The sequence below is a fragment of the Chelativorans salis genome (genome assembly GCF_025336525.1).
Lineage (GTDB): Bacteria > Pseudomonadota > Alphaproteobacteria > Rhizobiales > Rhizobiaceae > Chelativorans > Chelativorans salis.
The window spans coordinates 13,477-33,178 of sequence record NZ_JAOCZP010000012.1 but is presented as its reverse complement, the minus strand read 5'-3'; the positions used below and the strand labels follow the sequence as shown (position 1 = coordinate 33,178).

Here is a 19,702-nt window from a genome sequence, read left to right as displayed (position 1 = left end):
CTCAGCTTCCCGTCTTTCTCAGAGCCGTCCCGGCCTGCTTCGGCGCGGCATGATCCGCCTCCGTCACACCGGCCGCATCGGCACAGGAAATCATGGCCGGCAAGAGGCGCAGGGCGGAATTGTAGCGCTGGCGTGCGTACAGGCGTTGGAAGGCGAATGCAAGCGCGGCGAGCCGGGTCTGCTCGGCCGTCACGTTCGCCAGCGCCCGCCGCTTGCCTCGCGCTTCTTCGAGCCAAGGCCCAATCGCCGCCAGCGCGGCTTTCGCCGTGGGCCACCCCGCGCCCACGGGTTCGAGCGTCCAGCGGCCCCACTCCGTCGCAACGATCTGACCGCCCTCCGTTTCGAGAAGCGTGCCGACACCGGAATCCAGACAGTGGACGAAGAGGGGTAACGCCTCGAGCCGTTCCCGAATCGGCCCGACCGCTTTGATGAAGTCGCGCACGGCATTTTCGTTTTGCGGCGTCAGGGCCACCTGCATCAGGCGTTCGCCCATTTGCGCAGAAAGCTGCTGCGGAAGAAGCTGATGGGAACGGCGGTAGCGCCGAACGAGATCGCCGGGCGGCTCGTAGAGCCAGCACGCTTGCAGGAACGCCCGTTTCTTCTCCTTGATTTCCTTGGGCCGCAGGTGGCTTGCCCTAGAATAACGGAACAGGTGGCAGTTGGCCTCGCCGACCCGCCGCGCCCCCAGGAAGGCCGGACAGGGAAGGCTATCCGGCGGGACGGCGGAAAGTAGGGTGGCCTCGTGGGCGGCCAGCGTTCGGCGGCGGTTGCTGTAGAGCTTGATCAGGTAATCCGCGCCGTCTCCCTCCGCTCCCGCGACCGACACTCGGAATGTGAGGATGTCCGTCAACCCAGTCTCGCGCCAATCCGTCATGCGGATGCCGCCGGCCGGCCGACCCGTGACCTCGGCGATATATGGCGCAAGCCATGCGTCCAGCCTCTTGGCACGGCAGAGGTCCCACAGACCGTCGTCACGCGCGGGCGCCTGGCCGGCCAGCGCGTGACCTTGGAAAAAAAGAGCGTTGATCTGTTGCTTTTGCGCGTTCAGCGTCAGCGCTTCCTTAATCGACGTTACGAGAAGCTGCAGGACCTGCCGGGAGAGTATAAGGCTGACGACGGCGAAGAGAATGTTGAACGAGGCGCCGAGGAGGAATTCGGCGATGATGGAGGCTACAACGACGAATATGCCGATCGTCGCCATGCTGCCGATGAAGGATTTCGCGTTGGCTTGCAGCCATTCCTGATAGGCAGGATTGAGCGCCCCGGCGATCGATGTCCCCGCGAAAATCAGGGCACACCACCCCACGAGCACGAGCGAGACGGAGGGATGGATGAAGGCGATCAGCGCAAGTGCGGCGAGGACGAAGATCGCGTTTGCCATTCCGCGCGCAAGCTTGCGGATGGCGCCGCGCGCCATCTCCTCCTGGTTGGCGAAAAGTGTAAGCTTGCCGGCGCGCTCGAGAACGCGGCCTGAGGCGCGCTCGTTGTTGAACGCGATGAATCGCTCGGCCATGAGATGGATGAGATAAAAGCCCACCGCGGCCGCCCCAAGCCCCACAACCAACGCGTCGCGGTCGAACGCGGCAAAGGACTGCGGAAAATAACGCGGCACCCCCGGCGAGCCGATCAGCAGGATGATTTTCAATGGAAGGAGCGAGGCGAGCAGGAGGGTGAGCTGCGACACGAGGGTGGCAATCACCATCGCCAGAATGGCAGCTGGGACAATCCTCCTGATCTTGTTGGAGATCGAATACGCCCAGCCAGCGTAGCTCTTGGTTCCCGAATAAAGCCACATGCGTGCAGCAACCCGCTTTCTGCCTCTATGCGCCGAAGCGACGCGCAATTGTAAGGCAACAATCTGCAGCCATGGAGGCAAGCTCAAACTTTGGCGCCAGTAGAGGCATATAGGATCCGGTCAACGGATGGCTGTCATGGATTTCGAGGCGATGTAACATCCCGTGCCGCTCATGGGTAGAGAAAATGCATTCTAACCGAGTTTGAAGTGTTTTCGGTTCAAGCCAACTTCACCCGGAACGTTGGACACTCGGCCGTCATGGCGTGGGAGCAGTGGCGGATGGTGCGATTTAGACCAGAATAGATAGGCACGCTATTCCTTGTGACGGTGCGGCCCTCGGGTACATTTTTGCAGCTAGGTGCCGTAATGGGCCGGCGCTCCTGTGGTAGCCATGAAGGTGGCTGTCCCTCAGAGTGACGATGTTGAACGGGGTCCGATTGTCGGCCCCAAGCATCAAGCGAGGGACAACCATGGACTATTATGCAGCAATTGATGTGTCGCTGGAACAGAGCAGCGTTTGCGTGGTGGATTCATCGGGCAAGATCGTGCGCGAGACGAAAGTGGCGAGCGAGCCAGAGGCGCTGTTGCAGCATTTTGCCGGCCTAGGACTGCCGATAGTCAGGGTCGGCCTTGAGGCGGGACCTCTGTCGCAGTGGCTGCGCGAGGGCCTGGTCGACGCCGGCCTTGAGGTTGTCTTGCTGGAAAACGCGGCATGTGAAGGCGGCACTGTCGGCGATGACCGTGAAGACGGACCGCAAGGATGCTCGCGGGATCGCGCAGTTGCTGCGCATGGGCTGGTACCGTCCCGTGCATGCCAAGTCTGCGGACGCCCAGGCGGTGCGGGCGCTGCTGGTCGGCTACTCGATGTTGAGCTCAGCATCCGCGGAATCCTGCGCGGTTACGGGCTCAAGGTTGGCGAGGTGAGCCGGGGGCGCTTCGAGGCCCGCATTCGTGAACTCATCGAAGGCCATGACATGCTTGTTATGGTGATCAGCGCGATGTTGCAGGCCCGGGCTGCATTGTGGAACGAGTTTACACGGCTGCACCGCGCGATGCTGAAGATCGCCCGCGCTGATCCTGTCTGCCGGCGGCTGATGAGCGCGCCCGGCGTCGGGGCTCTGGTGGCGCTCACCTATCGCTCGGCGGTCGACGATCCGGAGCGGTTTGCGAAATCCCGAACCGTCGGTGCTTACTTCGGACTGACGCCCAAGAAATACCAGTCCGGCGAGACCGACATAGATGGCGGCATCACCAGGGTCGGCGATGCCATGGTGCGCACCGCGCTCTATGAAGCAGCGCATATCATGCTGCCGCGCGCCTCGAGGTTCTCCGCCCTGAAACGCTGGGCGATGGACGTGGCAAAGCGGCGCGGCATGAAACGGGCGAAGGTGGCGCTGGCCCGCAAGCTTGCCACCGTCCTCCACCGCATGTGGGTGGACGCCAGCGTGTTCCTCTGGAGCAAGGAGATCGTGACCGCGTAAAGGAGAAACAAGGGAAGCGGAGCAGACCAGCTTAGGCTCTGCTCCTTCGAGGTCCCGTCGCCGGGACGAGGGCTTGGCAAGGTCGGGAGTAATGCTGTGAAAGCTTCGGCAAATCACGCGTCCTAGATTGACCTGCCGGCTTGAGGATCTGATGGCATGATGTGGCAGTCTTGGTGCTGACCACGGACAGAAGCATGATCCTGGCGGCGTGATGATCACTCGAAGGGACTTGACGAGCAAAGGCCCATTACAGAAGCATTACGCTGTTGTTCTGGACACGGCTCTATCCGCTCTCGCATTGTCAATTGCCTTCGCTTATGCGCTTTATTATTAGAACCTGCGAATCGTGCATTATTTGCACTGAGTCTGGAGGAGTTATGACAGTCATATCTCACAAATTTGGGTTCATTTTTGTAAAAGCACGCAAAGTAGCCGGGACAAGTGTAGAGGGTGTGCTGCGTGAATTTTGCGGCCCCGACGACGTTGTGACCCCAATCACGCCAATAGACGAGAAGAAGTTGATTGAGAGAAATCTACAGCCGCGAAATTTCGCCAAGGATGGCAGGAAAACTAGATGCGGCACTATCCTATCTGCAAAGTGTAAATTCTAACTCCAGAAATAACATGCGGACCGCAGTAAAGCAGCGCGTAGTTGCGAAGTATGGGATAGAAATTCACTATTGATAGGCAATCATATAGCTACTTCATATCTGCGTCTATGTTTGATGCTGCGCTTTATAACAAGGGTGTGTACAATGGTCAAAATGTGAACTACATTCGGAATAGCGTAGACATTTTTCTTCGTAAGTTGCCTAATGACTGGTGAATTCGAGGATGTATATGAATAATAAAGAGGATATATTAGTCGATTTTCGTCATCCGATATGAGAACCTGCAAGAAGATTTGCGTGAATGCCTGAAGAGAATTGTGATAAATGCATCGGAGGTACGTCTCCCTGAATTTAAATCAAATGGGCGCTACTCTGTGGACTAGGCGCGCGAGCTCATGACACCACTACAACTCGCGAAGATATGCGACTACTTCCACAGCACCTTTGAGATTATGGGGTACCAGTGAAATGGCTTATTCTGGGCGCCAGCCAACATCGCGCGAAGGAATCCTCAAATCTCTCCACCCTGAGGCGAAGTCGCTGATTTGTTCTCAGCCTTCCAATGTCGCTGCTCAGAAATGGTGGTCAGTCTGCGGGGGGAAAGTTCTGTTGAAGGGTTTCCCTAGCGAGGAGATCGATCTTCGACAATTCCGTTGGGCGGGCCTGACGCGTGATCGGAATTGGTGGTGGCAGCTTCAGGCGCTTCCATTCCTCGATTGGTTTGTTGGGGCTTATGGTCTTCTCGCGACGACGAACGAAAAGCGGCAGGGCTTCAACTTCGGAAAGAGGGCCCTTCTAAATTGGCAGGAGAATGCGGAGACAAACCGAGCCCCTTTGACGTGGCAGGACCATGCATCAGCCTTCCGTCTAAGAAACTTGGTCCGCTGGTTATCTCTCGCGGCAATCTGTGAATTCGATCTCGATGATATTGAATGGCTACATCTTGTTGAACGTCACCTCGCATTTTTGGCTGACGAGAAGCAGTACTCCCGCCACACGAACCATGGCTTTGATCAAGCCTTCATCGGCTATCAAACATGCCTTATGTGGTCCAAAATTCCACGTGTAGCGGCATTCTCCGAGACTTTCCGGTCCCGCCTCCATAGCGAAGTAGAATTCGCATTCACCAGCCAAGGCGTGCATAAAGAAAACAGTCCCGGCTACCAAAAAGGTATGACGGCAAGTCTCAAGTCACTCTCCACGTTCAAGGCGCTCGGAGATAATGAGATCGGCCGAGCGGGTGAGATCCTGTACTCACGGGCGCGAAATGTTCTGCGGGCGATGACGCTCCCGAGCGGAACTCTCCCCATGATTGGTGACACACCGCGAAAACTTGGCCTAGAAGACAAAGCGTGGCCCGACGTCGAAGTCGTAGATCTCGCGGATTCTGGCTATGTAATCGCCCGAGGCATGACGATCTGGGGTGAACGCTACCATCTCACCTTCAAATGCGGCCATCTCTCTCACTACCACCGTCACGACGACGATCTTTCCATCCACCTGGCTTTTGAGGACCAGATCGTTTTCGGCGACGCTGGCCTTGGTCACTACGACGAGAAAGACGCGCAACGCATTGCTGTTCGCTCACCCAAGGGGCACACGACAGTTTTCCCGCTCGGCACAGCCGCGGCGCGAAAGCCAGAACGCCTATCGCAACTCCCAACCCTACGGCTGGTAGATCGGGATACGATCGAGGGGGAGACCAGCATGTACGGGGGGCGGCTCTGTCGGATAGTTGATCTTTCGTGTCTTCGTCAAGGCCGGATAACCATTCGGGATCGCTGGAAGGAGCCGATCAATGCACAGACTCAAACATCCTTTTTGCTTGGCGCGAATGCCGAGGTCAAATCCACCCAGGGAGAGGCGGTAGCTTGGCTCAAGGTAGGCACGCGCGTTTCAATTACAGCAACACCAGAAACGCAATGGGCGCATGAGAACGTACCGACTTCCATGGAGTATGGTGTCTATCAAACTGCACAGCGTGTTTTTGTCGAATATCCGAGCAGCCTTCCGACGATAGAATTCACCGTCCGCATCACCCCTGCCAGCCGCTCCGGCGCTGCATGATATCCGAGTGCCCATCACAACTAAGGTGCCCAGTATGGTTGCTCCCATACGAGGGGGTTATCTTTTGAGCCTTTCTGCTTCCGTTTTTCCCCACAGCTGAATCAAGTGTAGAGACATTTCTTCCAAGACCTTCGATTCATTTAATTTCGACTCTTTTTTTATAGAATATTCGACACCGAATTTATCTCCAAGCATCTTGCTTGCATGTTCTTGGACGAGAGACATTTCTTCGGAATCCCATAACTCAATACGCGCCATATCGCTTTTTCGGCATGTGATTCGTGTTCCACGAGAAATATCCGACAGAGGGTGTATTATTTTCTTTAGAAAAAAGCGGCTGAATTCCTCCACCTTATCCTTATCAATTCCTTCTTTTTTTAGTGTTATATTAACATGCCTTAAGATCTCTGCGGCTTCCAGGTTAAGCGATATATTAGATTCCTTCGCCTTTATGTGTGTTGGCGGTATTTCAGGCAAATTTGCTGCTTGTCTAAATAGATCCCATGCAGAATCTCTATCTTTGGTTTGGCTCAATCTAATCACAGAGACAGGAAGGAAGTGGCTCCATATCTTAACTGCTTCTCCATATGCATAAGTTCTCCACAATCCCGACTTGCTGTTTCTGTTTATCGCCATATGTTCAAAGAACTCGTCGAGAGATTTCGTGGATCCCCCTTTGATAAGTTGTTGCCATGCCGAAGGTAGTAGTTTTTCTAGCGGTCTAATTGTCGCTATAACTTCGTCAGCTCCGCCAATTGCTTCTAAAAAGTTTTCGACCCCTATGGGAGTTAAGCTTGCAAGCGCTTCGGAAGATATGATGACGTTTGTTTCTCTGGTCTGTAGTTGCCTGATCAACTCTTCACCCAGCCTCTCATTTTTCCTTGAAAGCGCGTTGGTGACCCACGGGATTTCATCTCCGCATATTCCGTAGCAAGCATGCTGTTGATTTAGGAGCCGACCGGGATATACCCAGCCAAGCTTAAGTAACTCACTTCTGCTCTTTTGCAAAATATTTTGGATATACGTTGTTCCGGTCTTCATTGGGCCGATATGTATAACAGTCTTCATTGCAGACCTCTACTTGCACTACGCAGCTCTACCAGTCGATTGAGATCTGGATCGAAGGTCAATGTGTCCGACTTCCAAAAGTTGCAGCGATATCTCTGGCGCTGCTGCGGCTTCTGTTTCTGGGCTATGAGAGATAGTGTTAGGAGATCGCGTAAGAACTTCATGTTGTATACGAGAGGGCAGCTTGTTGAAGTTCACCCTCAGCATGGCTCGTTTCAGCTGTTGGCACGGTTAGAAGGCGTTCCCATCTGGCAACCACCGTTGTCGGCTCCATATGCGTGGGAAGCCCGAAAGCTTCATCGGCCGCGGGTGTGAGCACGGCTTGAGCAGCTCCGTCGAGGTTGTCGATGACGTGTTTGGAACCCCATGTCTCGGCGGCACCTTCCCAAGGCCAGATAATGGGGCGGCAGCCAGCCAGGAGGCCCTCCCCGATCGCCATGTGGAAAGATTCAGTGTCCGACGGTGACAGTATAAAGCCCACCATCGAGAGCCAGTCATTCACATCGTCCCCGGGCGGGTCGAAGATCACCCGCGTCGACAGCAGTTTGTGGCTGTTGATGCGTTCGAAGGCCTTACAGTAGTACTCGCATTCTTCCGGGCGCTTGAGCAGCCATTCGTAGTCGAGCGGATGGCGACCTTTGACGCGGAGGCAATAGCGGGAGTCTTGTTCCAACAGGCGTTCGAGCAGATCAATGGCCCGGTCCAGGCGTTTGCTTGCCGGGGCTGAGCCAATCATACCTAGTGTGTAGCGTGCGTCGCCAATTTTTTTCTTTGGAAAAAATTTTCCAGGATCCAAGTAGTTGGCGATGACGGATGTTTTCTCTTCCGGAAAGTGGAATACTTTTTGTCCTTCCCGACGGATGGGTTCGCTGACAAAGCTGATGTGGTCAATGTGATCCTGGTCCAGTTGCTTTAGGAAAGGTAGTTTGCGTTCTTGCGCATGAAAGCGTGCGATGAGCCTCTGGTGAGGCAGACGGTTTTTAGAGTACCACTTGAGATTACCAAGGCACCATTCGCAGAAGATGACATCTGCTTTGGGAAGCAGTTCCCGACTTTGTTTTTCGTCATGCTCATTATGACCGCTCCACTTGTCTATGAGAAACGCGAACTTGCCGGTTTCTTCGAGTTTCTTTTGCAGGGGCTTGAAAAACTTCAAATCATGTCCGGCGATCAGCACCTGAAGTTTTCTTTGGGAGGCCGGACCGGCGTTGGATTTCCTGCTAGGGAGGGCGTTCAACCACTGGCTGACTTCCTGAACCCGTGCGCTAAAGGTATGGGCCTTTGAGACTTCCATAAGCTGATCGGCGGCGGTTTGGGACAACTCGTCGTCAACGAGCGCCGTTTCGAGGGAGTGCAGGTATTGTTCCCGGGTATTTGCGAACAGCGGGTAGTCCTCGCCCAATAACTCTTCGTGTAGCGGGTTACGGTTCAAGATTGCTGCGCAACCGGCTCCGCCGTACTCGAGAATCTTCGTGGAAAATTCCAGAGTGTCGTTCATGGATTCGGCGCGCCAGGAAAGACCGACACGTGCCTGGCGCAGTTGCGCCTGGACTTCCTCCCGCGACATGGCGCCAAGCCATTCCAGCCTGGGGGTTTTCTCCAGCGCCGTTCGCATTCGCCGCTCAAAGCCTCGCGCATCCACATGGATCTTGTCGCCGATCATGCGCAACGTAGCATCGAGATGCTGAAGCTCGGGCCAGTTTTCGGCCATTTCGAGCGTCATCCATTGGGGCGTGAATTTGCCGGCATAGACAGCCAGCTTTTCGCGCGATGCGATGGGTATTTGCTCACCTTGGATATCCGGGATGACGGGAGGATAGAGCGTGCACTTGCCGTCGGGCAGATCCGGGACAAGCGTTTTCCAGAGCTTACGGAAGCCGGAAGTTTGGCAGAGTAGATGGGCGCAGCCAAAGGCGATCCGTGAGATTTCCTCACGTTCGGCTTCGCTATAAGCCTCGGCCTTTTGTGGGATGTTGGTGAGATAGATCCAGCTTTTGCTCAGGGCATCAGGGGTCTCGAGCAGGGCCTGAGCAATCTCATAGCCACGTACAAGGATTAAATCGTAGTCCTGCAGTCGATCCAGTTCAACCGACAGCTCGGCCATGCTTTGAGCACTGAGACGGCCAAAGGGCAGGTTTCCAATGTCTTTTTTGCGCGCGCCGTTAATGATTTCGATTCGGGGGTGATTGCATAGAGGGCCGAACAGTTCGTACCGTTGGAGCGTGCTCTTTGCCAGAAAATCGACTGTTGCAAGACCGGTTTCGGCAATGACCAGGGCAATAGTTTGCGCCCAGATAGACGAGCCGTCAATAAAATTGAGATCGGGGTTGGCGCAGATAAGGACACGTTTCTGATTAGACATATGCTGCGAATCCCCCTGCCGTATCATTGCCTAGCCGGCGTGAATTCTTCAGTATCTGCGCAGTAAAGATCGTGGCTAGACACGGTTTGATCTTCGACCGTCAGCCATAGTTTGCGAAATGTTTCCGGCCGCCAGATGGATGCAGTCAACCTAGTTTCTGCGCCGAAAGAAAAGGCGTCCTCTTCGCAGGCTTTTGCCCAACCGCTCGCATCCGACCGGTAGGCCATCGCATTGGCGAGATCCTGAAGGTAGTGAGCGCCATAGATGTGGTTCGGTGAAATCCATCCGATGCCGGCGTAATTGCCATCCTTGTATTCCGCGACACGATTGAGCAGTTTGCCTGATGCGATTAAATGAACCTTGTCTGGGGCTCGTCCAGCGGAGACGCTGGATGCGCATTCGATCAAGAACTGGAACTGTCCATAGTGCTGGTTCTCCGCAAAACTCAGCAAACGCTCCATTTCTGCCTGATGCTTAACGCGCGCAAGTAGCAGCAATTGCGGCTCGGTCTCAATGCGTTCTGTCAGGCCAATAGTCTTGAAAACGCTATTGAGCCGATGGGCATAGGTGTGGCCAGAGAATACCTCGCGGATACCAGCAAGACTGCGCCGACGCCACTCATGATCGTCATTGAGCAGGGTTTGAATGGCCGCGTCGGCCTCTGCTTCGTTCCGCACCAGCCATACAGCATCGGATTGGAATGTTTCTTCAATACCCCGCGCGTATGTGCTGACCACTGGTGTTCCGCAGGCCATCAGTTCGAAAACCCGGCGCGAGAACATGGTCGGCGAGTCGGTTACGGAATTGACGTTGAGAAATATGCGATAGCGACGGTATTCCTTGCAGAGTTCCAGATAGGGGAGGCTGCCGCGGATGCCGTCCTGATATTCCTCGGGAAAGGGGAATATTCCGGTGCCGTAGTTCCGGTCGAAGATATCGAGAGCGTGCTTGTGTGCGGTTTTCAAAAGCCATTTCATGGCTTCGCCGCGCTCGGCGTGCCGGTTGCCGTACCAGCTTCCGGCAAAGCAGGACTTGCGCAGCCGATCAGCCAGTGCGGCCGGTTTGTGCAGGGCCGGCTGGGCGGCAAAGGGCAGAGCGTAGACAGATTGGTTGCCGGTACGTTGCTTGTATGACTCGACCATGTTCTGGTCTGTCGTAAAAATGTGATCCGCCAGCGCCGCAGCTTCCATGAATTTATCATGGTGGACGGGGTCTTCCTTGTTCCAGAAGACCGAGGGAATCCCCTCCTGTCGAGCCCATCTCGTCATCTGCGCAAGTTCTTGGCCCGGTTTCATATTGTAAGTGCCTACACGGTATTGCCAGCTGCCGCCGTTACCCTTCCAAGCACTTTCGATGAACACCATGGCCGGGGGATGTTTTTTCGCGAGGCCGTACCAGTTGTCCGGGCGGGGTTGGAGTAGACGTAGATCGCTACCGAAGCAGCCCTCTGTGAATTCGTCCATTACGGCCAGTACCAGTGGCTTGCCGTTCTCCAGCGGCGCGGGCCAGCCGAGAATGCTGACTTCCTGTGCGGCAGGTGACGGAGGCGTGAAGACCTCAGCCCTTTGCGTCAGGGGTTTGGCTGCTGTGTTGGGAGAACTTTGTGAACTTGGCGTTGCCGTTGTTTTTTGACCAATGCGTTGCACAGCTCCCCTGACTGACTGGGGAAGCGTAATGCGGGCAACCCTACTGTATGGCAGACCCAGCCGTGTGGCGAGGGGAACCACAGCCTTCCATTTGATGTAACGCAGCCCTTGCAGCAAGCTAAAGTTTCGCCTGGGCGGTTTGTCCCTTGGTTTCTTGAGGCGCCACAAGCGTACGGGCAGCTTGGCTGCATCGGCCATTGAATGAGAGGCAGCTTGTACATACGAACCTGCTTTATAGGCTGGGCTGGCTTTCAACGCTGCAATCTGCTGGCACGCGCTACGGTATCTGGCGTTGGCTGCGCGGTATTTGGCGCAGACGTCACTAAATCGTGCACTGATCTTCAGTTTCTCTGCATTCGATCGCTCCAGTTGCGACCGTAGATGCTCTAATTGCAAGTGCAGTTGCTCCCGCTGTACTTTTTGTTCATCTTGCAACACCTGCTGCTGCGCTACTAGCGCTTGCAGTTGTTGTGCATTGTCCAGCTTCTCAATCTTTTCTGCCAGCGCATCGATTTTCTCCTGAGTGGCGCTGACATCCTCTGCCGCTTTCTGTTGCCGAGCGTTGTCCAATTTCTTGATGATGCTGACTAGGGCATCAATTTTTTTGCCGGATGCGGTGACATTGTCGGCAATGTGTTTGGCGTTTTCGTCGGAGATCATCAAGGTGTTGATGATTTTTTCGGTGAGGAAGGATTCCTTCTCTGCAGCCGATAAGATTTTTGCTTTGCCCTTCTGCTGCTTTTCAAACACAAAGAAATCCGCAACGGACGTGTTGGACGGGTTGAGAGTGGAGTAGGGAAAGCGGTTGGGCTTGGCCGAGATGAGTGACCAGTTGGGTTGCCATTGCTTGATGTCTTCAAGGACATCCCGGAAGCGGACGTAAGCAGCCGATTCGTTTACGCCAACCAGGCTTTCCCTATCACTGTTGCTGTAGATGATGACAAAGCGTGATGAGACCGCGAAGAGATGATCCAGATAGGCGTGATATACCTTATCATTTGACAGGTGATAGACCACGTCCAAGGAAAGCCCAAGTTCCGCCTGCATGGACTCGGGATTAAAGTTCTCGGGATCGTAAACTTCGAACTGTTTTGATGAATCGTGCGCGAAAATGCGGCGGCAGCGCTCAATGATTGTCGGGCTGATATCCAAGCCGAGGTACTGCGGATACTCGGCAAGGGCAAGTTGTGCACCGTCTCCACAGCCAAGTTCCAGTACCGACTTGATTCTATGCTGTTGGACGAAATGGTTGATAAAGTGCGCCTTGAATTGCGCCAGACGGCCATAGGAGCCTGCACCGCTGCTGTGGCCAGAGGCGTAGCGCTTTTCCCAATAGTGGGCAACGTCGAAATGCTTTTTGTGAGCCATCTCGGCATGCTCGATCACATGAAAGGGGTGTCCTTTTGGCTGCTTGGGCAGCAGTCGATAGCCGAGCGCAAGCAGTCTGTCCTGGTATGAAACGGGCAAACCGGTGTCGCCGAGTAGAACAATAAGTGGGCGTGCAGAGATAGTTTCTAGTCCCGCGAAGATCACCTCGTTCGAGCGGTTTTCACTGAGGCTCAGTATCAGCACACTGCATTGCTCGAGTGCGTCCCGAGACGCGGGAGTACCTGTATGGACTGCTTCGCCTGGAAATTGTTTGGACAAGGCCCGCAGGAGAGACTTATCGTCCCCAATAAACCAGCAGTGGCCCCGAAGTCCAAGCTCATCAAGGTAGTCGCACAGTGCGCGTTCTTGATTTTCCACCGCCATCACAGCCCCCTCAACGGTCTCCGCCTCAGTCAGTCCAGATCCCGCGGCTGTCAACGAGATAGCGTCCTTGAAGCTGCTGGGGAGCAATGATCTTGAACGGTTTATGATCCACTAGCATAACGATTATGTCTGCATTCTCGAGGGCGTATTGTGTCTCAACCAATTCGCATCGATCCAGCTTTGCTGCGGGCAGTTCGTCGATGTTGGGTTCTATAACCAAGGTCAGGCCTGGGTTTGTGCTGGCAATTTCCTGCGCAATGGCTAGAGCCGGGCTTTCTCGCAGGTCATCTATGTCTGGCTTGAATGCCAGGCCAAAGCAGGCGATCGTTACATCCTTAGCGGTCTTGGAGGGATGTTCGCTGAGAAATTTGCCTACGGCTGTGTCAACCTTGTCGAGTACCCAGCGCGGCTTACCGTCGTTGACATCGCGTGCGGTGCGGATGAGGCGCGCCTCCTCGGGCGTCTTGGCAACGATGAACCAGGGGTCTACGGCGATGCAATGCCCGCCAACGCCAGGCCCTGGCTTCAGTATATTAACCCGGGGATGGTGGTTGGCCAGGCGGATGAGTTCCCAGACATTTATGGCCAACCGGTCGCAGATAATTGATAGCTCGTTGGCGAAGGCGATGTTGACATCCCGAAAGCTGTTCTCGGTCAGCTTGCACATCTCGGCTGTCCGTGCATTGGTGACGATGCAGTCGCCTTCCACGAAGGTCTTATAGAGCGCAACTGCCGCTTCCGAGCATCTCGGGGTCATGCCGCCAACGACACGGTCATTCTGCACCAGTTCGCGCAGGACATGACCGGGCAGCACGCGTTCGGGACAATGGGCTATGCGGATATCAGATGCTTCGCCGTGGCTCTGCGGGAAGGTAAGGTCCGGACGAGCCTCGGCTAGCCACTCCGACAGATCCTCTGTAGCGCCTACTGGCGACGTCGATTCCAGGATTACTAAGTCGCCCTTTTTTAGGACCGGAGCGATCGCCTTGCTCGCTGCCTTGATATAGGTCAGGTCAGGTTGGTGCCCGTCTATAAATGGTGTTGGGACGGCGATCAAGAAGGCGTCGGCTGGCTCCGGCTGAGTCGTGGCACGCAGCCAGCCCTCGCTCACTGCGGCATGCACAACGATATCGAGATCCGGCTCAACGATATGGATCTCGCCGCGGTTGATCGTCTCCACTGCCTGGGGATTAATGTCGACGCCGATCACCTTCTTCTTGCGCGCAGCGAGCACGGCCGCGGTGGGAAGCCCGATATAGCCGAGACCTATGACCGAAACCGTTTCATAACTCATGCAGTCAGTCTCTCCTGAAGGTAGTGAGCACCGAGAGAATGCGTTCGCACGCCTTCCCGTCGCCGTACGGATTGTGGGCAAAGCCCATGCGGTCATAAGCGGCGGTATTGGTGAGCAACTCCGTGACCGCCCCAACGATCTTATCGATGTCTGTTCCCACCAGCCGGACGGTGCCGGCCTCCACCGCCTCTGGGCGCTCCGTGGTATCGCGCATGACCAGAACCGGCTTGCCAAGTGACGGAGCTTCCTCCTGTACGCCGCCGGAATCGGTGATGATGAGATGGGCGCGGTCCATGAGATAGACGAAGGGTAGATAATCCAGCGGCTCGATCAGGTGAACGCGCTCGCTGTCCCCCAGCCGCCGCCGCACGGGCTCCTGCACATTGGGGTTGAGGTGCACGGGGTAGACAATCTCGATGTCGGGAAACCTGTTGACCGCCTCCATCAAGGCGGTGCAGATCCGCTCAAATCCACCGCCGAAACTCTCCCGGCGGTGTCCAGTGACCAGCACCATCCGCTTCTCCTGGTCGAGAAATCCGAATTGCCGCTGAAAGCGTTCCTGCAGTGTCGTGTCTCGATTCAGCTTGTCGACTACGTGGAAGAGCGCATCGACCACGGTGTTGCCGGTCACGTGGATGGCGGCAGGATCGACGCTCTCCCGTATCAGGTTGCGACTGGCCGTTTCGGTGGGGGCGAAATGCAGCGAGGCCAAGGCTCCGGTCAGCTTGCGGTTCGCCTCTTCCGGCCAGGGCGAATAGAGATTGCCGGTCCTGAGACCAGCTTCGACATGCCCCACCGGGATCTTCTGGTTGTAGGCTGCTAGGGTCGCAGCGAAGGTCGTGGCCGTGTCACCGTGCACCAGCACAACGTCCGGGCGAAACTCGGAAAGCACGCCCCTCAACCGCAACAAGATGGCAGCCGTGACATCGTTAAGGTCCTGCCCTGGTCGCATGATGTCGAGATCGAAGTCTGGCGTAAGCTCAAAAAGATCAAGTGCCCGGTCCAGCATCTGACGATGCTGGGCAGTCACACAGAGCCTGGATAAAAACCGTTGGTCGGCTTGCAGTGCCAATATCAAGGGTGCCATCTTGATGGCTTCCGGTCGCGTCCCCACGACGGACAATACTTTCATAATCTATCAACCTCGTTTGGCCGCTGCTCGCCTTATCGACGCAGCCCCCCATGTCTGATGATTTCCCCGAAATTACCCAAACCGCTTTCTATTCGCGCTTCTCGCTTGATGCAAGGAATCGATGTTGGAGTGTGACTAAATAGCCTCATGCTGTGGCAGTCCGCGATGTAAAATTCGTTGAAGCCAGAAGAGAGCTCGTTTTCGCTTTGCCTCTCCTGATGTTGAGCGTTGTCACTTTCCAGCGGAAATCGTTATTTCCCGAATTCAGTGTCTGTCCCAGGTCTTTATGGATTGGGCAAAAAGCGTCCAATTTAAGAGGTGATAAATGACAAAAAATGAACGGTCAGATCTAGCCGAATCCAACGTCAACAAGGGGGTTCCCCTTCCTGGGAAACTTCGAGGATCTGGCAAGGGAATGCGGAGTCGAGGCGCTTGCAGTTTGCCGGGACGGCGGTGGTCCCGGAGGCGAAGGCGGCGCAAAGAATCTACCTGGGCATCGAGGCTGACTTTGGGCGCCCGAGCCGCAGTGTCTCTTCTGGATCGGCGACCGCATCGCCCAGGGCGTGGGCGGCAGTCACTGACCGAGAACGCACTGCACCTCATCGAGCGTCATCCGCGTCAGCGGCTTGGGAGGCTCTGAGTTGCGGTTGCCGCCGTCTGATACGCGGATTCAAGCTGGATCGCCAAGCCGCTGGACACCGTGCGGTCCATGGTGTTTCCTTTCGGATTGCGCTAGGTGACCAAGTGTTGGCAGCGGGACGAGGGGCTAGAGGCATGCACCGCGCGGCGTTCGTTTTTTGGTACACGGCTCTCGTCCTAGTCCTGCTCGGCGGCGTGGGGGTGCCGTTCATTACGCTCACTTTCTAGTCGAGCAAGACCGCCGCGCCCTTGGGCCGGTGCGGTCTATGATCTTTCCCTTCGGCTTTTGGCTAGCGGTGAAAACCAAGCCCCACAGGCTGACGGTGCTGCCGAAGCGTGAGAAAACACTGTTCGCAGTGCTGCCCGATTTATGCACGCTGCGCACTCACAACCAAACCACGATATACCTGAATTCCGTGCGCCAAGCACCGGGCTGGACGACAGGAAAATGCGCGTGCGGCCCTGCGAGTGCTGCCGTCACCGTTACGAAATTATTTTCAGGAAGAATCGCGTTAGCTGCGGTCGGCGCACATGGCCCAGCGTGGAAGCCGGGGCATTGGAGAGGCACGAATTAAGGCTTGTGAAGAGGTCAATGGCGCGATAGTTTTTCGGCTCAGATGTGGCCAATCATGAAAAACTTTCACCTCCTCTTGGCCTGTTTCGACCGCCCCTTGGGCGATGGGACAGCCGCAAAGCTACTTGCCGGTCGAGAAGGCAACGCCTGCCGATAACTCCTACCCAGTGACAGCCGATGCACCGTATCACCAAGATAGACCATCTCCTCGGAGTGCTCCGCGAGCGGATTTTTCAACCGCTCAATGTGAACGTGCCGTTGCAATTCCGGCAGCAGCCCAATGGCGGCAATACGGCCACGCCGGAGGATGGCTGGCAGGAGATGCGGAACGATCTTGTCTGGGGCGGGCCGGAGAGGCGGTTTGAATTTGCCGGGACGGCGGTGATCCCCGAGGCGGCGGCGGGGCACAGGGTCTACCTGAGCATCGAGGCTGAGTTCGGGCGCCCCATGGGACGCACCGATCCACAGTGCCTCGTCTGGATCGGTGACCGAATCGCCCAGGGGGTGGACGGCAATCACCGCGAGGTGCTTCTGACCGAAAACGCCGTCGCCGGTGAGCGCTTCGAGATCTTCATCGAGGCGGAGACGATCGAGGATCGGCGGCTGCTCGGGTTTTCGGCTGCGCTCCTCGTCCACGATGCCGTTGCGGAGAAGGTCTACTACGACCTGCGCGTGCCGGTGGACGTGGCACGACATCTGCCGGACGAAGATACGCGGCGGCACCTGATTTTTAATTGCGTAGACGAGGCGCTGGCCGCGATCGATTTCAGGCCGGGCAATCCCGCGCGCTTCACGGCGAGCCTTGCGGCGGCGGAGGCCATTGCGGCGCGCGTCTACGAGGCAACGGATTTCGAGAAGAAGCCGACGGTCGTTGCCACCGGCCATACTCATATCGATGTCGCCTGGCTGTGGCGGTTGGCCGCCACGCGGCGCAAGATGGCGCGCTCCATGGCGACGGCGTTAAAGCTGATGGAGGAGTATCCGGACTACCGCTTCATGTACAACCAAGGCGTCCTTCTCGACTGGCTGGAGGAGGATTATCCGGAACTCTTCGCACGTCTTTCCGACCGCGTCTCCGAAGGCCGCTTCGAGATCGAAGGCGCCTTGTGGCTGGAGCCGGATGCCAACATCACCGGTGGCGAATCCTTCGTGCGGCACATCCTGCACGGTGTGCACTATCATGAAGAAAAATTTGGGGTGCGTCCGCGCATCGTCTGGCTGCCCGACACTTTCGGCTATACGGCCGCGTTGCCGCAGCTCATGCGGCTCTCGGGCCTCGACGTCTTCGTCACGCACAAGCTGTCGTGGAACGACACAAACCGCATGCCCTACGACACCTTCCACTGGCAGGGCATCGACGGCACACGGGTCGCGGCCTATTTCCTCACCACTCAGCCTTATGATTCCAAGAGCATCGGCACGACCTACAACGCTGACCTGAAGCCGACCCACGTGATGGGGGCGTGGCGGCGCTACGGGCAGCAGGCGGTGAACGACGAAATCTTCCTCGTCTACGGGCACGGCGACGGCGGCGGCGGGCCGACGCGCGAGATGCTGGAGAATGTCAGGCGCATGGAGCGCGGCATACCCGGCTGCCCCAAAGTGCGGCACGAGCACATGCGTCCCTTCTTCGATCGGTTGCTAGCGAGGATGAAAGCCGCGCCCGAAGATTTTCCCACTTGGGTCGGCGAGCTCTACCTCGAATTCCACCGCGGCACGCTCACCTCAGTCGCCAAGAACAAGCGCAACAACCGGCTGGCGGAGATCGCGCTGAGGGAGATCGAGGCGCTGGCGGTGCTCGCCAATCTGGCCCATGGCCATCCCTATCCGTCAGAGCGCCTGCATCGGCTCTGGCGCATTGTGCTCCTCAACCAGTTCCACGACATCCTGCCCGGCTCCTCAGTCGGTGGGGTCTATGAGGACAGCGACCGCGACTATGCCTCCTTCTTCGAAGAGGCAGCGGCGCTGACGGCGGAGCTTGCAAGTATTCTGGCGGGGCAGGGGGAGAATCTCCTCTTCAACGCCCTCGGGCGGCCGCGCGCCGGGCTCGTTGCGCTGCCGGGTGCCGAGGCGAAGACTATTTTGGACGGTGACAAAAGACTGCCGACACAGACCATGCACCGAGCGGACGGTGCGCTCGAGCAGGTGGCACCTGTCGCCGCCGTGCCGGCGCTCGGAACGCGCATTGTACGCGTTGAGGATGGCGGTGCGACCGTCGAAGGATCGGGCGATCTGGCTGTCTCGGAGCGTCATATCGAGAACGCGGTGCTCGCCGTTGCCTTCGACGAGAAGGGGCGCATCACCTCGATCCGCGACAAGCGCAACGGGCGCCAAGTCCTGAAACCCGGCGAGCGGGCGAACCGGCTGCAGGCCTTCCGCGACCTGCCCGTCGCCTACGACGCCTGGGAGATCGATCCTGATTTCGAGGATCAGGCGTGGGAGATCGACGATCTTGTCTCGGCGCAAGTGGTCGAGACTGGGCCCTATCGCGCCGCAATTCGCTTCGAATGGCGCTACGAGCGCTCACGGATCGTACAGGTGGCGGCCCTCGAAGCCGGGTCGGCACGGCTTGACATAGACACCTTCGTCGACTGGCACGAGAACCACACGCTGGTGAAGGCCGCATTCCCCCTGGACATCCGCGCGGATGCGGTGAACGCCGAGATTCAGTTCGGCCATGTGCGGCGGCCCACCCATCGCAACACGTCGTGGGATCGGGCGCGGTTCGAATGCGCCATGCACCGCTGGCTGGATGTCTCGGAGCCCGATTTCGGTGCAGCCCTCCTGAACGACTGCAAATACGGCTATGACGCGAAGGGCACGACCCTGCGGCTCACGCTGTTGCGCTCGCCGACCTCGCCGTGGACCGAAGCGGACCAGGGCCAGCACCGCTTCCGCTACGCGCTCCTCGTTCATCACGGCACCTTTGCGGGCGAGGGGGTGCCGGCGGCCGCCGAGGCCTTCAACATGCCGCTGAGGCTTCTGGAAGGCGGCAATGGTAGTGCGGGAGATCCTATATCGCTGCTCGAGGTTGAGGGGGAGGGCGTCACTGTCGAGAGCGTGAAAAAGGCGGAGGCAGGGGAGGAGATCGTCTTGCGGCTGTGGGAGACGCATGGCCGCCAGACGGAAGCCGCGCTCATCCTTCCGGCAGGCTTCGCCGAGGCCGCCGAGGTCGATCTGCTGGAGCGCAACCCTCAAGCACTTCCTGTGACGGACGGTCGCCTGAGGCTCGGCTTTACGCCGTTTCAAATCCGTACCGTCCGGCTGAAGAGAGGCTAACC

At 57.1% G+C, this 19,702-nt stretch carries 8 protein-coding genes and 1 pseudogene; 3 read left to right on the top strand and 6 right to left on the bottom strand.

The genetic code is table 11. The annotated features are described in order from the left end of the window. Position 1: 1 nt before the first annotated feature. Positions 2–1,795, bottom strand: a complete 1,794-nt coding sequence (locus N5A92_RS24675; RefSeq protein WP_260907070.1) for a hypothetical protein — start codon at positions 1,793–1,795, stop codon at positions 2–4. Positions 1,796–2,265: 470 nt separating this feature from the next. Here N5A92_RS24675 and N5A92_RS24670 point away from each other — a divergent pair. After that, a pseudogene (locus N5A92_RS24670) lies at positions 2,266–3,276 on the top strand (IS110 family RNA-guided transposase). A 1,220-nt stretch (positions 3,277–4,496) separates the two neighbouring features. Then, positions 4,497–5,954: a heparinase II/III domain-containing protein gene (locus tag N5A92_RS24665; RefSeq protein ID WP_260907068.1), complete on the top strand. Its 1,458-nt coding sequence runs from the start codon at positions 4,497–4,499 to the stop codon at positions 5,952–5,954. A 57-nt stretch (positions 5,955–6,011) separates the two neighbouring features. On the opposite strand, the gene N5A92_RS24660 is transcribed toward N5A92_RS24665, so the two are convergent. The 5 genes from N5A92_RS24660 to wecB form a co-directional block, all read right to left on the bottom strand. Further along, the gene (locus N5A92_RS24660) at positions 6,012–7,022 is read right to left on the bottom strand and encodes a hypothetical protein (protein ID WP_260907066.1); all 1,011 of its coding nucleotides are present in this window, start codon (positions 7,020–7,022) and stop codon (positions 6,012–6,014) included. A 160-nt stretch (positions 7,023–7,182) separates the two neighbouring features. Beyond that, positions 7,183–9,384 (bottom strand): glycosyltransferase family protein, encoded by a 2,202-nt coding sequence (locus N5A92_RS24655; RefSeq protein WP_260907064.1) that lies wholly within the window; start codon positions 9,382–9,384, stop codon positions 7,183–7,185. Between the two features lie 23 nt (positions 9,385–9,407). Next, positions 9,408–12,782 (bottom strand): glycosyltransferase family protein, encoded by a 3,375-nt coding sequence (locus tag N5A92_RS24650; RefSeq protein WP_260907062.1) that lies wholly within the window; start codon positions 12,780–12,782, stop codon positions 9,408–9,410. 25 nt (positions 12,783–12,807) lie between these two features. After that, positions 12,808–14,076, bottom strand: coding sequence for a UDP-N-acetyl-D-mannosamine dehydrogenase (wecC, locus tag N5A92_RS24645; RefSeq protein WP_260907060.1), 1,269 nt, complete (start codon positions 14,074–14,076; stop codon positions 12,808–12,810). Between the two features lie 4 nt (positions 14,077–14,080). Then, complete coding sequence (gene wecB / locus N5A92_RS24640; protein WP_260907059.1) at positions 14,081–15,208, bottom strand: non-hydrolyzing UDP-N-acetylglucosamine 2-epimerase; 1,128 nt, start codon at positions 15,206–15,208, stop codon at positions 14,081–14,083. A gap of 1,390 nt (positions 15,209–16,598) precedes the next feature. Here wecB and N5A92_RS24635 point away from each other — a divergent pair. Further along, positions 16,599–19,700, top strand: a complete 3,102-nt coding sequence (locus tag N5A92_RS24635; RefSeq protein WP_260907058.1) for an alpha-mannosidase — start codon at positions 16,599–16,601, stop codon at positions 19,698–19,700. Positions 19,701–19,702: the final 2 nt, after the last annotated feature.

What these genes read in the sequence shown, in the direction of transcription:
- N5A92_RS24675 (WP_260907070.1), bottom strand. Translation starts at nt 1,795, where the DNA reads ATGTGGCTTTATTCGGGAACCAAGAGCTACGCTGGCTGGGCGTATTCG.
- N5A92_RS24660 (WP_260907066.1), bottom strand. Translation starts at nt 7,022, where the DNA reads ATGAAGACTGTTATACATATCGGCCCAATGAAGACCGGAACAACGTAT.
- N5A92_RS24655 (WP_260907064.1), bottom strand. Translation starts at nt 9,384, where the DNA reads ATGTCTAATCAGAAACGTGTCCTTATCTGCGCCAACCCCGATCTCAAT.
- N5A92_RS24650 (WP_260907062.1), bottom strand. Translation starts at nt 12,782, where the DNA reads ATGGCGGTGGAAAATCAAGAACGCGCACTGTGCGACTACCTTGATGAG.
- wecC (WP_260907060.1), bottom strand. Translation starts at nt 14,076, where the DNA reads ATGAGTTATGAAACGGTTTCGGTCATAGGTCTCGGCTATATCGGGCTT.
- wecB (WP_260907059.1), bottom strand. Translation starts at nt 15,208, where the DNA reads ATGAAAGTATTGTCCGTCGTGGGGACGCGACCGGAAGCCATCAAGATG.
- N5A92_RS24635 (WP_260907058.1), top strand. Translation starts at nt 16,599, where the DNA reads ATGCACCGTATCACCAAGATAGACCATCTCCTCGGAGTGCTCCGCGAG.